The following is a 14,021-nucleotide window of genomic DNA, read 5'->3' on the forward strand; positions in this document are numbered from 1 at the left end:
CTGGTTAGGGTTTATCAGCCTGCTGCTATTTAGCGTATTACCATTTTCGTGTTTTGCTAAAGAATATAAATTAATTTTAAAAGATCACCTTTTTTATCCCGCGGAGATCATTGTTCCTGCCAATACTAAACTAAAACTTTTAATTGAAAATCAAGATAGTACGCCAGAAGAGTTTGACAGTTTTGATTTAAATCGAGAAAAAGTGCTGTATCCTAATCGTAGTAGTGTGATTTATATCGGGCCACTGAGCCCTGGGCGTTATGAGTTTTTTGGCGAGTTTTCACCTAACACAGCCCGTGGGGCAGTATTAGTAGAAGGAAAGACTGATGCTGATAACTAGTTTATTGATGAGTATAAATCAGCTGTTACCGGTCGTAATTTTACTCGTGCTGTTACAGTCATTGCTAAAGCTAAACCAGCACGTGCTGATAGTGACCGCTTTTGTTGGGCTGCTTTGTAGTATTATTTATGTACAAAGTGCCGCTTGGTTGAGCCAGTTATTTGATCATCGCGGCCTTGAGTTTAGTCAAATGCTGTTATGTGTCATTGTGTATATTGCATCACTAATAAGTTGTAAACAGCAGCGTATATTCGCATTGCTTGCAATAGTTGCGGTTATGGCGCTGTATTTGAGTCACTATTTTATTTATCTGGTTGGTTTTTGGCATAACACCGATACAGCAAAACCTTTGCTTATAGGGACATCTTTGGGAATAGGGATCTGTGGTAGTTTTGGTGTGTTGCTATTATTTTTACTGCATAGTGTTAGAGCACGATTTGGTGTGTATCCACTGATGTTGTTTTTGGCTTTTAATGCCTCGGCAAAATTACTGATAGTATTAGATCTGGCCAGCCAAATTGACTTGATCAATATTACGTCCAACTACTTTGATTGGCGTGCAGTGCTAGTCGAAAACTCAGAGTTAGGCCGTGTACTCAAAGCCTTAGTCGGCTATGAAGCAACGCCAAGCAAAACTGCATTATGGCTTTATCTAGTGGCGGTTTTAGCCTTTATTGGCACCAGTATAGTATTTACTCGGCAATTTTCTCAAAAGGAGCCATCATGAGATTTATTCTCGCGTGGTGCTTAACTTCGCTTTTGTTCATGGCATCGTTTAATGTGCGAGCCGATGGAATAGTCGTAGATAAAGTTTACCACCCTTACGTACTACCATTTGAGCGCGAATTTGAATGGCGTTTGATCTCTCATCAAACAGATAAGGGCAATATTTTAGCCCAACGAATTGGCTTAGGTGGCTCGTTTAACGATACCATGAGTTTGGAAGGTTATGCGGTTGGAGAACGTGATGACGACGGTAACTTTGGCTTCTCAGCCTACGAACTAGAACTGCGTTGGCAGTTGGTGGAGCAAGGGCGGCTGTGGGCTGATTGGGGCGCCTTATTTGAACTTGAAAAGCAAGAAGGCAAAGATAGTTATGAAGCCACAACTGGCTTTTTATGGGAAAAAGAATTTGGTCGGACTAGCCTCACCATGAATGCATTTTTAGTCTACGAGTGGGGCGGTGATATTAAAAACGAATGGGAAACTGAGTTTCGCGCACAGTATCGTTATCGTTTTCGCTCTGAGTTTCAGCCTGCATTAGAGCTATACGCCGGAGAAGACTTCTTTGGTATTGGCCCTGGTTTTATTGGCCTGCATCGATTTTCAGCGAAGCGACAACTAAAGTGGGAAGCAGGATTTGTGACCGAGCTGAGCCAACAAGGTAAAGATCATAGTTTTCGCCTTGCCCTAGAGTTTGAATTTTAAAGTAAAAAGCCGCGAATAACTCTACTCGCGGCTTTAAATCTCTGCAAACTACATACTTTGCGCGTAGTTATAAAGCGCTTTTAGAATAGTCAGATTTTTTTCATTATCGTCATGTTCATGGGCGAGATTTTCTAGCGTAACCATAAAATCTTGTGCGCTGATCGATGGTTGATCTTCACCATGCATTAATTTGTTTTGGCAATATTGACGCCACTGATCAAGTTCATCTTGATTAAGCGATTGCGGCCAATTACGGGCACGGTATTTAAACAATAAGTTATCAAACTTTTTATCTTCAAAATCCAACTTCATACCCGCTAATTGCTCAGGGCTGGCATCACGGATAATGGCAAATTTAGCTTTATCAGCATGACTGGTGAAGCCGTCGTATAACATGTAATCAGTATTGGTGGTTTTACCGTAATCGGGCTTATCGTTAAATACTTCAGTGACTTTATCGCGAAGACTTGGGTTGGCTTTTAAAATCGCAAGATTTTTTAAACACTGCTCGCGGTCAATGCCTAAGCGGGCGGCGTTTTCAGGTAATAAGGTTTTAGCAGGCGCTAAAATAGGGCATTTATTTAAATGTACCAGTTTTAAACCAACAGGCAGTTCATCATCGGCAAGCTCACTGCGCTTGGTATAAAGGCGGGTGCGCAACTCTTCAATTGATAAATCGAGTAATACCTGCGGATCTTCGGTTAAGTTAAAACACACTACTGCATTTTTATTAGTCGGATGAAAGCTCATTGGCGCAATCCAACTGGTACAGCCTTGGGTAGCAGGAATACGTGATGAAGTATGCACCAGCGGCGTCATATTAAACACATCAACTAACTCAGCTAAGGCTTTTTTACCGCGCAAACTAAAAAAGAAGTTATACAGTTTTGGCTGTTTTTCTTTTATTAGTTTAGCCAAAGCAATCGTCGCGGTTACATCGCTTAGTGCATCATGTGCCGCAGCGTGTTCAATGCCGTTAGCAACGGTTAAATGTTCCAACTTAAAGCTTGGGCTACCATCTTCTTTTAACGGCCATTCAATACCTTCAGGGCGCAGTGCATAACAAGCACGCACTAAATCTATAATATCCCAGCGGCTGTTATTGTTTTTGTATTCGCGTTCGTAAGGGTCGTAAAAGTTACGATAAAAGCTGTAACGACTTACTTCATCATCAAAACGAATGCTGTTATAACCGGCCACGCAGGTATTTGGCACGCTAAACTCAGCATGAATTTTGGCAATAAAGTCAGCCTCAACTAAACCTTTTTGCATCGCCACTTGCGGAGTAATACCGGTGATCAAACATGCCTCAGGATGCGGTAAATAATCAGCTACAGGTTTGCAATATTCAATCAGCGGCTCACCAATAATGTTTAAATCAAGATCAGTACGAACACCCGCAAACTGGCTCGGCTTATCCTTTTGCGGACTCGCCCCCCAGGTCTCATAATCGTGCCAATAAATAGTTGCTTGATTTTGCTCTTGATAAGCCATTTAAAAACCCTTTAAGTTAGCTTGAAGCGGTTGTAATACCGCCAAGTTACTAAATTCATGAATTATTTAGATTATGGCATACAGGCGAGGGAGTTTATAGGTTTGGATGATGAAATGATGGTAATCATACTATTCTCGGGTAGCTTGGCTTAAGTGTTGCGAAACCTAATTAATCATTAAAAGAAAAGCCTGCTTAAAAACTCATAACTATGAATACATTCAATTGTAGGTTGAGTTTTAGCCCGAAAAAATTTTACTGCGAGCTACAAGAGCATTATCGTAGGCGTTAAGCTTGCTGGCGTATTTTTTGGTCGAGAAAGCAAGGGCGAGTATCAGCGTTAAAGCTTTTATAAATCAGTGCTCTAAATTAAAAGCAATATTTAAATTGTTGTTGAGCTTTTTGGCCCTATAAGTAGGAGTGTGCTTTAGCCACGAATGTTTTTTACCTTTTTATCATGTTCTATACTTTACAGCTTTTCTCATTACTCAGATGGAATTCATCATCAATTGCTTATTTTCAGATTGTTACGACTAGAAAGAGCTTAAAAGCATGTTTGCAGCTAATTTATATAATTGGGACTCGGCAATCAGAGGCTCGTTTAGCCAAGTTGAGGATTTCAACTTTGAAAATAACAAGAGAATTATTATTTTTATAATTAAGTTGCTGAAACTAAATATAAAGTCCACAACTTATCTTATATTCAATACTAATAGCGATTACGTACAAGTCCAGTAATATTTCATTGTCAGGCGTATATGAACAATTTAATGCCGTTAATAAATAGAATATCAGTTCGTTTATTAGACTAAAGTCTATAAGTTAATTTTCTTCACCTATCGGGTTTAGTTTTATCGTTTGTCGAAATTGAGCCAACACTCTAAAGTTCAGTTGTCGGCAACCCAGACGATATGACACGACTCAAACCAAATAGGAATATAATCATGAAACGTTCACTAATCAAAACCATCGCACTTGGCTCATTATTTACTTGCTCAGCGGCTGTTATGGCTGATCAAAGTGATTACAAATTAATGATTATTGATAATGCGGCAGCGTCTCAGCCAGTAGAACAATCATTTAATAACTGTGCATTAAATGTGAAATCAAAAAATTATGCACAAGCAGATGAAATTTGTACCAAAGCAATTGCATTGCTAAAGCAAAGTAATGGTCCACGTATGAAAGTTCGCGAGCTAACATCATTTGCATTAAGCAACCGTGGTGTGTCACGTATGATGGCAAACAATGATACGGCTGGTCTTTCTGATTTATACGAAGCGGCACAAATCGCTGATAGCGAAATGGTTTCTCATAACCTGACGCGCGCTAAAGAATACCTTTCTTTATAATTGTTTTTATAAACGATTAAAGACAAAACCACGTTAGGCTAAGCCAACGTGGTTTTTTGTTTTTTAAAGTGTTTCTCTTCTGAGCCAACCGTAAAACTCACTTATATGTTATTACTTATACAATTAGAGAAATTATATTTCTTCTTGGTATTTTAAAACCTGCATTTTGTTCCTGTTACCTTGTATAATACTCGGCTTAACAGGTGTAAACCATTTTTACACTTATTACCAACCCCCCCAATATTAAAACAATATAAGTAGATTTTATGATTTTTTACCTTATTGGGATAACGATACTCATCATTATTTTGTGCGCTGCTTTGTATATAATTTACAGTAACATGCATAAAAATAGGATTAATAAATTTAAAGAATACAATGTGTTATTTGATAAAGACACGATTGTAGATGAGTTAATTACCCAGCTAACAGAAAAGAATAAAACCCAAGAAACCGAAAATGAAGTGCTTAAAAGCAAAGAAGATATTTTAACAACTTTCATCGAGTTGCATCGCTCTGGTAGTTTTTGCGGGCAACTAAGTGAGCAAGAAATTATTTACTTTGTTAAGAAAAAATTAGATATGGAGAGTAATAAAAATGGATAGTCAGCAAGCTGTAACCCCTCAAGGCAATAAAAGTTCTTTTATAAGTCGATTTGGTCGTCGTAATGTTATTTTAGTGAGTGCTATTTTTATAGTATTAGCTGTAATTGCTACGCTTATGTCGCAAGTTATTTCATGGAATGAAGCTGATGAACGTTTAGTTCATCAATCGGCATTTACGGGTAACTTAACTGTTATCGATCAGGCTGGACCTTATTTAAAAGCTTTTGGTTCTACATCTGCTTATAAAAAAGTTATTTCAATTAACTTTACTGGCGACAGTAGTGCTACAGCAAGCGCCATTGTGCCGCTAATTCCGATTCGATTTTTAGATACAACAACAGGCGGTGCAAGAGGGGTGTCGCGATTTAGGTTACCTGGTAATGTGCCTGCTGGTGAATCTGGTTCTTTACGTGGATTACTTAAGATCCATGAAGAGTTTGGTTCGCAAGAAACCTTGATCTCAAACTTATTAATGCGCGCTACCACTGAAAATGTAAAGGCATCTGCGCGGATGATGTCTGTAGAGCAGCATTATTCTGGTGGTAATGGTCAATTAAGCCAAGATTTTGCAGATCAACTTACTAATGGTATTTTTGTGACTGAACAAATTATTAGTAGCGGTGAACGTGATAAAACGGATGAGCTAAATAATTTGAGTAAACAGCAACGTGTCACGATCAATATCAAAAAGGATTCAGAAGGTAATGCATTACGTAATGCGCCTATTTTAGGTGCGTATGGTATTACAGTGGTTGACGCCAGTATTATTGATATTGACTATGAAAGTAAGGTTAATGCAAGACTTGAGGCACAAAAGCAAGCGGCTGCTGATGAAGCTTTAGCAAGACAGAATTTAAAAAAAGCTGAACAACAAGCCCGTACTGAAGTTGCTCTAGGTGAACAAGCGATTGCTAAACAGCGCGCAGAATCAGAAAAGTTAAAAATCAAAGAACAAATTGATGCTGAACGAGTAAAAGCGAATGCAATTATTTCTGCGCAGCAACGCGTAGCGGTGAAAGCTGAATTGGCTAAAGAGCAAGCAGAGATCTTAAAACAGCAGCGCTTAGAAGCGATGGGGATGGATGTACTTGCCGAAGCGCGTCAACGGGCTAAATCGGCAGCCCTTGATCCTAAGTATGTGTTTGATGAAACACTAAAAGCTGAAGTTAAAATTCAAACTGCTTTATTCACCAGTTTAGGTAATAGTCGTTTAGTGCCTGAAATTGTAATAGGTGCCGGGCAGGGCGAGCAAAGCAATGGCTCTGAGTTTATGCGCATACTTGCAGCGGATGCAGCATTGAGCTTACAAAAGCGTTTAGATAAAGATAAAAAAACAAAGTAGAACAGTCAATTGTATTTAATAGCCCTAGTCAACTAGGGCTTTTTTATGTGATTAGCCTTAGTGAACTATAGGCTAACGTATTGATTTAATATTTAAAACTTTGGACATAAAGCGTGATCAAAGCCTTTTTCAGTTAATAAAAAAGTCGCGCTTGGGGTAGCAAAAATATAGCCCTCGTAGTTAAGAAACGCAATTGTGCCTTTAACTGATTCGATTTGCTCTGCTGATGCACTTTCTATAATAGCTTTCGGATCTAAATTGACTGGTGTTGGAAACTGCTTATAAAGCTGCTTAAAAATTAAGGTGGCGATAGTTTTAAAGGTGTCGTTATTTTTCATTTTTTTTGCTCTTTGGTGTTTATGTGTGCTGCTAATGCATTATTGTAACTCTTTCTATTTAAAGAGTAACTGCCACACTTACTTGTTTATCCTAAAATAATACGCGGTTAAATAGCGATAGAGTTGTAGGTAACCCATCGCTATATATCATGAGCTGGTGCTGTATTACTTGTTATTTACAAGGTTCAGGAATGCGTTTTGGGGTAACAATTCGTGGCAGTAATAAGCCGATGATCACAACAATAATGCCAATTAATTGTAGTTCTGTAATTGGTTGGCCCATCAAAAATGCTGTTAACATGGCAAATACCGGAACGAAGTTAAAAAATAACGACGCATTCGCTGAGCCAAGTTGGCGTATGCCATTCAGCCACAGAAGATAGCCGGCAACAGTTCCAAATAAGCCAATATAAATAACATCGAAAATACCTACCATTGAGCTATTACTGAGTTCGCTAAGCGGGTGTACATTGGCGGTCACTAAACACATTAAGCCAATGATTGTTGCACCACTTAGCATACTAACAAAAGTATAAGGCAATACAGGCATGTACTGATTGATACCTTGGCTAAAGTAAGTGTATGAACTCCAAGCTAACATACCTAAAAAGATCATTTTGTCGCCGGCATTGATTTGCATATTCAAAAGCACGGCTAAGTCGCCATTGGTGATAACTAATAATACACCTGATAGGCTAACGATTAAGCTAAAACATTGTGCTGCAGTAGGCATTGAGCGCTTTGCAACTGAGCTTATTAATGAGGTTGAAAGTGGGCTCAGCGCCATTATTAACGAGCCGTTTGCGGCACTGGTATGTTCCAGCCCGGTAAATAAACCTAGGTTTAAGCCACCTACGCCAACAGCACTAACAATAATCACCCAAGCCCATTGGTTGAACGTTAAACTCGGTTTTGCACTGTTAATTATTTTTAAGTAGATAGCCAAGCAGGTTGCGGCAATACTAAAGCGCCAAAATACTAAAGTCAGTGCGTGTACTTGATTTAATGCATGTTTACCAATAGGAAAACAACTTCCCCAAAAAAATGCACATAATAACAAGAGTAAAATAGCCTTTGTGTTGGCTGAGAAGTTCATCAGCAATCCAGAGATGTTGAAAAGTTGCGGCAAGTGTATTACTTTCCATAATGTGGATAAACAAGCAAAAATAAGAGGGTAGATTCCAAAAATGAAATATAGATATTCACTAGACGATTTACGCTATTTTTGTATTGTTGCCCATTTAAAAAGTTTTAAAGATGCTGCACTGGCTTTATCAGTGCCTTTATCAACATTGAGCCGTCGTATTCGACAACTTGAAGATGATTTACAGCTTAGATTGTTAAACCGTGATGCTCATCGCGTATCGCTGACCCATATGGGGGAGCTGTATTACCAACGTTCGAGTGCATTGTTTGCTGAGTTAGATGGCATTAATGATGATCTTCATATCGAGAAGAATCAACCGAAAGGTAAGATCATAATCAGTGCACCTATTAATGCCGGCTCGCAATTTTTAAGGGATATTTTTTATGATTTTTTACTGCAATATCCTGAGATCCAACTAGATATTAGGCTCTCGAATACTTTAATTGATATTGAAGCGCAAGCAATGGATGTGGTGTTTAGGGTGGGTAATACGGTGGTTGATAATTGGATTGCGAGGCCACTAAAAGATATTCACTTTATTTTGTGCAGTAATTCGCAGACGGTGGCCGACAGTGTTAAGCATCCCACTGATTTATGTGCAAAAAGCGCTGTGATTTGCCAGCCGATGTCTATTTGGCAATTAGTAAATAAACAAAATGATGACGCTTATGATTTTCAACCCAGTAAGGGCATTCGTTTAGAGCTTGATGAAATTCAAATGCTCACACACGCGGTTAAAAAAGGCTTGGGGATTGGTTATATTCCTGACTATTATGCATTACCAATGATAGCTCAAGGTGAGCTTCAGCATGTTTTGCCTGATTGGCAAAGCAAGGCACGCACTTTATTTATGTTATATCGGGATCGTGACCATATACCATTGCGCGTCAGATTATTCATCGAATATGTGCTAGCTAGATTTGAGCAAGGTTAGTATGCTTTTTTATTACTTTTCTGAACTGTTGGGAAAGTGAAATACAGCCTGTTTAGTTATTAATAGCGCCGGACTACAAATTTAAGTACCTGTATATTAAAAGGAGATATTAAATATGCAAACCAATTTAGTGGTTGAACGGTTTAAGCAGCAGGGTTTTGTAAAAATTAAACAAGTACTTAAACCAAGTGTAATCACAAAACTGCAGCACTTTTGTGATGAGCTGGTTGCTCAAGCACAGTCACACTATGTAGCCGGTTTACCATTGGATAATATTGCTGTTATGCAAACTGCAGATGAGCCTTTTGTTTATCGCGTTAATGAGCTTTTTCAATTTCAGCCACAATTTGCTCAACTGCTAGCGCAAACCGAACTAATGAGTTACGTTGAAGCGATTATCGGCGAAGCTGTTTTGCCTAGCTATGAGTCACTTGTGATAAAAAATTCATTAGATGCACGCGGATTTGATTGGCACCGCGATATGGCGGTGAGAACTCAAGAGCCTATTTTTACCGTTGGGGTATATTTAGATGAGGCTATAGCGCAGCAAGGGGCGTTAACAGTGATCCCGCGGTCTCATTGTAGCCAAGCAAGTGTGTGTGATTTAAAGCGCCAGCTATCCATTGCACAATTACAGGGTGTGGATATTACGGCCAATGCAGGGGATGTGGTAATTCACCATGTAAACACGGTTCATGCATCAGGAAGACAGAAAGGTTCAGCTATACGTAGAACGATCTACTTTGAGTTCAGAGCAGTATCACATTTTATTGATAATCCGTGCTTTCCTAGTGAGTGGGTCGAAAAGCGGCAAGCGTTAATGGCTAACCTCAACGCGCTTAATTCAGCTGATATGGCTAATAATGTGCAGCTACCCAATGATTTGTATGTAACTCAAGTACAAATAGAGCCGGCAGAATATTGTATTGAGTTTGCCAGTTAACAGTATCAACATAGGTATTTACATGTGTGTAAAGCCAGCCTAAATAATACAGCCAATACAAGTTAAGCGACTACGATACAATTACGACCTTGTGCTTTTGCCTCATAGAGTGCTTTATCTGCGCGATTAAAAATAACTGAACTCGAGTCATCTGCCTGATAACATGTTACCCCAAAGCTTGCGGTCACTTTAGGTAAGCTCACTTCATCTAATTCGCTAATATACATTCGTAATCGCTCTGCAAGTTGATGGGCTTGTTGCTTATCTTGTGTGGGGGAAATAATTGCAAACTCTTCGCCACCGATACGAAACAGCATATCCATGGTGCGTATTTGTGGCTGTAATTGTGTCGCAAGATGTTTTAATAACTTATCACCTATTTGATGGCCATATTGGTCGTTAACTTGTTTAAAGTGATCAATATCCAATATTATTAAAGCAAATAGATATTCGCTTCGTGCTGCCATATTGATCTGGTTTTCTATTTGTTCTTCCCACTTGTGTCGGTTAAATACACCGGTTAAACGATCTTGGGTTGCTAATATTATTAATTGTTTTTCAATTTCCTCACGGCTAGTCATTTCCTGATTCAAACGTGATATAACAATTTTTATATCGTGTTCTAATGCTGCAAGCTCATCTTTAGTTTTGATCTTTTTTTGAAGTTCCAAGGGTAACTCATGGTGTTCAACAGAAGAGTTTAACGTTTCGATATTAGATTGGATGCGTTGAATACGACGTAAAATAATTTGAATAATAAAGGTCGTTAACAGCAAGCCTAGGATGATGGCGCATATACCGAGTAAGCTGCTGACAAATAGAAAGTCTTTTTCGTGCTGATCTGTGTAATACGCATCATCAGAGGTTAATTTATTTAATTGCGCTATTATTTGTTTTTCTGCACTTTCTAGCTCAGTTGCCATTGTTTCGACTTGCAACCGCGCTTGCTCAGTAAGTTGATTTTGTTGGTAAACATTTTCTAAATAGTTTTCGAACTCGTCACTTTTTTGCGTATAGTTTTCAATTGTGGTGGCCACTTTTTGATGTGCTTCAGGCTGTAATATGACTTCTTTTAATGCTAATGAGTGATTAATCATTGCTACCGCTTTATCGAGCAATTGTTTTATTTTTTGTTTTTCAAAAGCAAATTGTTGATGTGGGTTGAGCGGCTTATCATCAATTTTGTTTTTTAGTTGAAATTGCTCAAATTGCAGGTGTTGTTCAAGCTCTATGAATTCCACTTGTTGCATTAACTGACTTAACGGAATATCCAGAAAAGCCACTACGCGCATTTCACGCTCTATTTGATTTACTTTATAGGCCGAAAAAACAATAACACAAAACAAAAACGTTAATAAAAAAACAAATAATCCACCAATTTTTTGCTTTATTGACGCATTGTACCAGTTGAATACCGACATAAAGTTCCTCACTGCTTAATAGTCCCTCAAGTATAGTTTAAAAAGCGCGTAATCTAGCTTATTCAGTATGACCACAGCAAGCATTAATTATTCTGATCTGTTGATGATAAATCTATCTCTGGCTGGAGAGTAAAACGAATATTGATTTTTAATCAACATGTTATTAAATATTTAAACCAAAGCTCAAGCTAACTATATATTTGGTAAAGGGTTATGGAGCTCTACAAGTCATTTTGGCTGGCACTGTAACTGTGCGGTAATTAATCTTCACCAGACAGTTACATATAAAAATGACATTAAACAGTAAATTTAACGATCAATTGATTTAATTGCGTTGCTAAACGGGCGATATCCTCACTCGAACTCTTAGTTTGACTTGCTGCAACTGAGTTTTCTTGAGAAATAGTTTTCACATTGACAACATTTTGATTAATGCTTTCGGCGACAGAGCTTTGTTGCTCTGCGGCGCTGGCTATTTGTATATTCATGTCGTTTATGATTGAAATACTATTTGTAATTGACTCAAGTGCTGCACTGGCTTTTTCAGATTGAGTAACACATACTAAGGCATTTTCTTTACCTATACCCATTGTTGCCACTGTGCTATTTGTGCCAGTTTGTAGTTGTTTGATTATATTATGTATTTCACCCGTTGAATTTTGCGTTCTAGATGCTAGTGAACGAACTTCATCGGCAACAACTGCAAAGCCTCTACCTTGCTCACCAGCTCTGGCAGCTTCAATAGCAGCATTTAAGGCTAATAAGTTAGTTTGCTCGGCAATCGCTTTGATCACATCTAATATCGTGCTAATGCTCTCAACAGATTGTTGCACACCGCTTAACTCGGACGATGAATCATTAATATTACTTGAAAGTTTATTTATTGAGGAAATAGTTTCTTTGACAACTTGGTAACCCAATACGGCTTCGTTACTTGCAGTATTTGCTGCATCGGCTGCTTGAGCTGCGTTATTAGCTACATCACGCACAGTTATGGTCATCTCATTCATAGCGGTTGCAACCATATCTGTTTCAGATTCTTGATTGCGGATCCCTTGCGAGGTTTGATCTGTTACCGCAGCAAGCTCTTGTGAAGCAGACTCAAGCTCTTTACTTGCATTTGTAATTGTAGAGATCATTGCTTTTAAATTGTTTGCTGTATTGGTAATAGCATTAAGTAGCAAGCCAGTTTCGTCGTTTGCAGTGTTTTGTATATTTATATTAAGTTGACCTTTTGCTAGCTGATTTGCAGCTGCTACTGCTTCATGAATTGGCTTGGTAATAATGCGGGATAACATCATTGCAGCTGCAATACCGATAACAATAGCGAGTAGCGATATTGATAATAAAAAATAAAAGCTATAACTAATAGCCTCTTTTAATTCAGTGCCAAGAGCGGTTTGCTTACTCAGCATTTCCAACTTAATGTCTTCAATTAGATTCGCGACTTTTGGGCCAATCATATCTAAGGTATTTTGTGAAATATCGTTCTGCTTAATTAACTGCTCATTAAGTTCTTTAAGGTGATTAATATATGAGTTATAGCTTTGCATCGCTTTTTTAAGAGATGCTCTTCTTTGCGGATTTTGTAGATTGCTATCGAGCGTGTCTAACTCGCCTTTTAGATCGTTGACTAAAAAGTTCATTGCAGCTTGGTAGTCTTTGTTGTTAACCGACCCAATAAACTTAAGTACAAAAATACGGCCAGTTAGCATTGAACTTAGTGCACTTGCGCCCTGATACGAAGAGGTCAGGCTGTTATCAGTAAACGCCGTGTCGGTAATTGAATCTAATTCACGGCGCACATCTTCACCGTATTGACTGAGGGCAGGTATACGTTTTTTTTGTATATCATCCATTAATACTACAACGCTCTCAAACGCCTGATTATATTCTTTTATCAACTGTAATATTTGGTCAATTACAGCATTCATTTTGGGGTCGCTGATATCGTTTTTACTATCTGTAGTAAATTGCATTGTGGCATTAAAGCGCTCTTTAAAGCTTTTTACTGACTCGGAATCCTTATTGCGCAGAAATTTAGAGGCTGACATTCGCATCATCAGCATATTGGCCTGAATTCTACCTGCTAGAGTAGTGACTTGCGTTATTTTTTGGTATTCATCTGTTTCTGAACTGGCTTTTTGTAATGCTTTCATGCTGATGCCAACAACGACTAATAACAAACAAAGTACCGTTGCAAAGCCAACACCTATTTTTTTCCCTAAGTTTAAATTTTTGAACATTGATAATCACACCTTCTAGTTGGGGTTAAGCATATTATATTCTTAACAGTGAAGACTGGGACGCTGTAAAGAACACAATATGAACCATTAATATAATTTGAACTGTGGATAATAAATCTATTTCCAGCAGCTATTTCCAGCGTTCGATTTATTTAATAATCAAATGCTTATATCTTAAATTCGTTTTATTATCACTGGAAGTCTATGGATGGAAAGGTGAAATATAAGTTTATAAAATAAGAACAAACTGTTAGTTAAAATGTTAACCAGAGTTCAGGTTGATATAGAAAAACTAATTTCCTTTGTAGATTAGCAGAGGAGCCAAAGTAATCATATGGTATTATATTACATTTATATGGTTTTTAATAACCGTTATGCTTACTCTTAAAGGTGTAGTTGCAAGGTTGTAGTGTTAAAAATGTGAAATTATCAG

General features: G+C 38.1%; 13 protein-coding genes. 8 read left to right on the plus strand and 5 right to left on the minus strand.

The window, feature by feature from the left end:
• Positions 1–13: 13 nt before the first annotated feature.
• Genes FW757_RS01580 through FW757_RS01590 form a run of 3 tightly spaced genes read left to right on the plus strand, consistent with a single transcriptional unit; the run spans position 14 to position 1,768 of the window.
• Positions 14–340, plus strand: coding sequence for a cupredoxin domain-containing protein (locus FW757_RS01580; protein ID WP_246175520.1), 327 nt, complete (start codon positions 14–16; stop codon positions 338–340).
• A complete protein-coding gene (locus FW757_RS01585) occupies positions 327–1,067 on the plus strand; it encodes an iron transporter (protein ID WP_446440801.1) in 741 nt (246 codons plus the stop codon). Before FW757_RS01580 ends, FW757_RS01585 begins: the two co-directional genes overlap by 14 nt.
• 38 nt (positions 1,068–1,105) lie before the next feature.
• Positions 1,106–1,768, plus strand: coding sequence for a hypothetical protein (locus FW757_RS01590; RefSeq protein ID WP_246175522.1), 663 nt, complete (start codon positions 1,106–1,108; stop codon positions 1,766–1,768).
• A 48-nt stretch (positions 1,769–1,816) separates the two neighbouring features.
• Here FW757_RS01590 and sbcB read toward each other — a convergent pair whose 3' ends face one another.
• Positions 1,817–3,262: an exodeoxyribonuclease I gene (sbcB, locus tag FW757_RS01595; protein WP_182731262.1), complete on the minus strand. Its 1,446-nt coding sequence runs from the start codon at positions 3,260–3,262 to the stop codon at positions 1,817–1,819.
• 942 nt (positions 3,263–4,204) lie between these two features.
• On the opposite strand from sbcB, the gene FW757_RS01600 reads away from it, so the two are divergent.
• The 3 genes from FW757_RS01600 to FW757_RS01610 all read left to right on the plus strand — a co-directional run bounded on the left by FW757_RS01600 (position 4,205) and on the right by FW757_RS01610 (position 6,559).
• A complete protein-coding gene (locus FW757_RS01600; RefSeq protein ID WP_149980964.1) occupies positions 4,205–4,612 on the plus strand; it encodes a hypothetical protein in 408 nt (135 codons plus the stop codon).
• A gap of 266 nt (positions 4,613–4,878) precedes the next feature.
• Positions 4,879–5,217, plus strand: a complete 339-nt coding sequence (locus FW757_RS01605; RefSeq protein ID WP_182739212.1) for a methanolan biosynthesis protein EpsI — start codon at positions 4,879–4,881, stop codon at positions 5,215–5,217.
• Positions 5,210–6,559, plus strand: coding sequence for an SPFH domain-containing protein (locus FW757_RS01610; protein ID WP_149980966.1), 1,350 nt, complete (start codon positions 5,210–5,212; stop codon positions 6,557–6,559). The genes FW757_RS01605 and FW757_RS01610 overlap by 8 nt, the downstream gene beginning before the upstream one ends.
• 92 nt (positions 6,560–6,651) lie before the next feature.
• Here FW757_RS01610 and FW757_RS01615 read toward each other — a convergent pair whose 3' ends face one another.
• Positions 6,652–6,897, minus strand: coding sequence for a hypothetical protein (locus tag FW757_RS01615; RefSeq protein ID WP_182718880.1), 246 nt, complete (start codon positions 6,895–6,897; stop codon positions 6,652–6,654).
• A gap of 172 nt (positions 6,898–7,069) precedes the next feature.
• Positions 7,070–7,993 (minus strand): DMT family transporter, encoded by a 924-nt coding sequence (locus FW757_RS01620; protein ID WP_182739213.1) that lies wholly within the window; start codon positions 7,991–7,993, stop codon positions 7,070–7,072.
• A gap of 91 nt (positions 7,994–8,084) precedes the next feature.
• Here FW757_RS01620 and FW757_RS01625 point away from each other — a divergent pair, with 91 nt between their 5' ends.
• Positions 8,085–8,978 carry a LysR family transcriptional regulator gene (locus FW757_RS01625; protein WP_149980968.1) on the plus strand — a complete coding sequence of 298 codons (894 nt, stop codon included), beginning with the start codon at positions 8,085–8,087 and terminating at the stop codon, positions 8,976–8,978.
• 115 nt (positions 8,979–9,093) lie between these two features.
• Complete coding sequence (locus FW757_RS01630) at positions 9,094–9,921, plus strand: phytanoyl-CoA dioxygenase family protein (protein ID WP_446440802.1); 828 nt, start codon at positions 9,094–9,096, stop codon at positions 9,919–9,921.
• 62 nt (positions 9,922–9,983) lie between these two features.
• On the opposite strand, the gene FW757_RS01635 is transcribed toward FW757_RS01630, so the two are convergent.
• Entirely contained in the window at positions 9,984–11,342 is a 1,359-nt protein-coding gene (locus FW757_RS01635; RefSeq protein WP_182718883.1) for a GGDEF domain-containing protein, read from the minus strand.
• A gap of 296 nt (positions 11,343–11,638) precedes the next feature.
• Positions 11,639–13,588 (minus strand): methyl-accepting chemotaxis protein, encoded by a 1,950-nt coding sequence (locus FW757_RS01640; protein WP_446440803.1) that lies wholly within the window; start codon positions 13,586–13,588, stop codon positions 11,639–11,641.
• Between the last annotated feature and the right edge of the window lie 433 nt (positions 13,589–14,021).

Source organism: Pseudoalteromonas sp. 1181_04 (assembly GCF_052850545.1).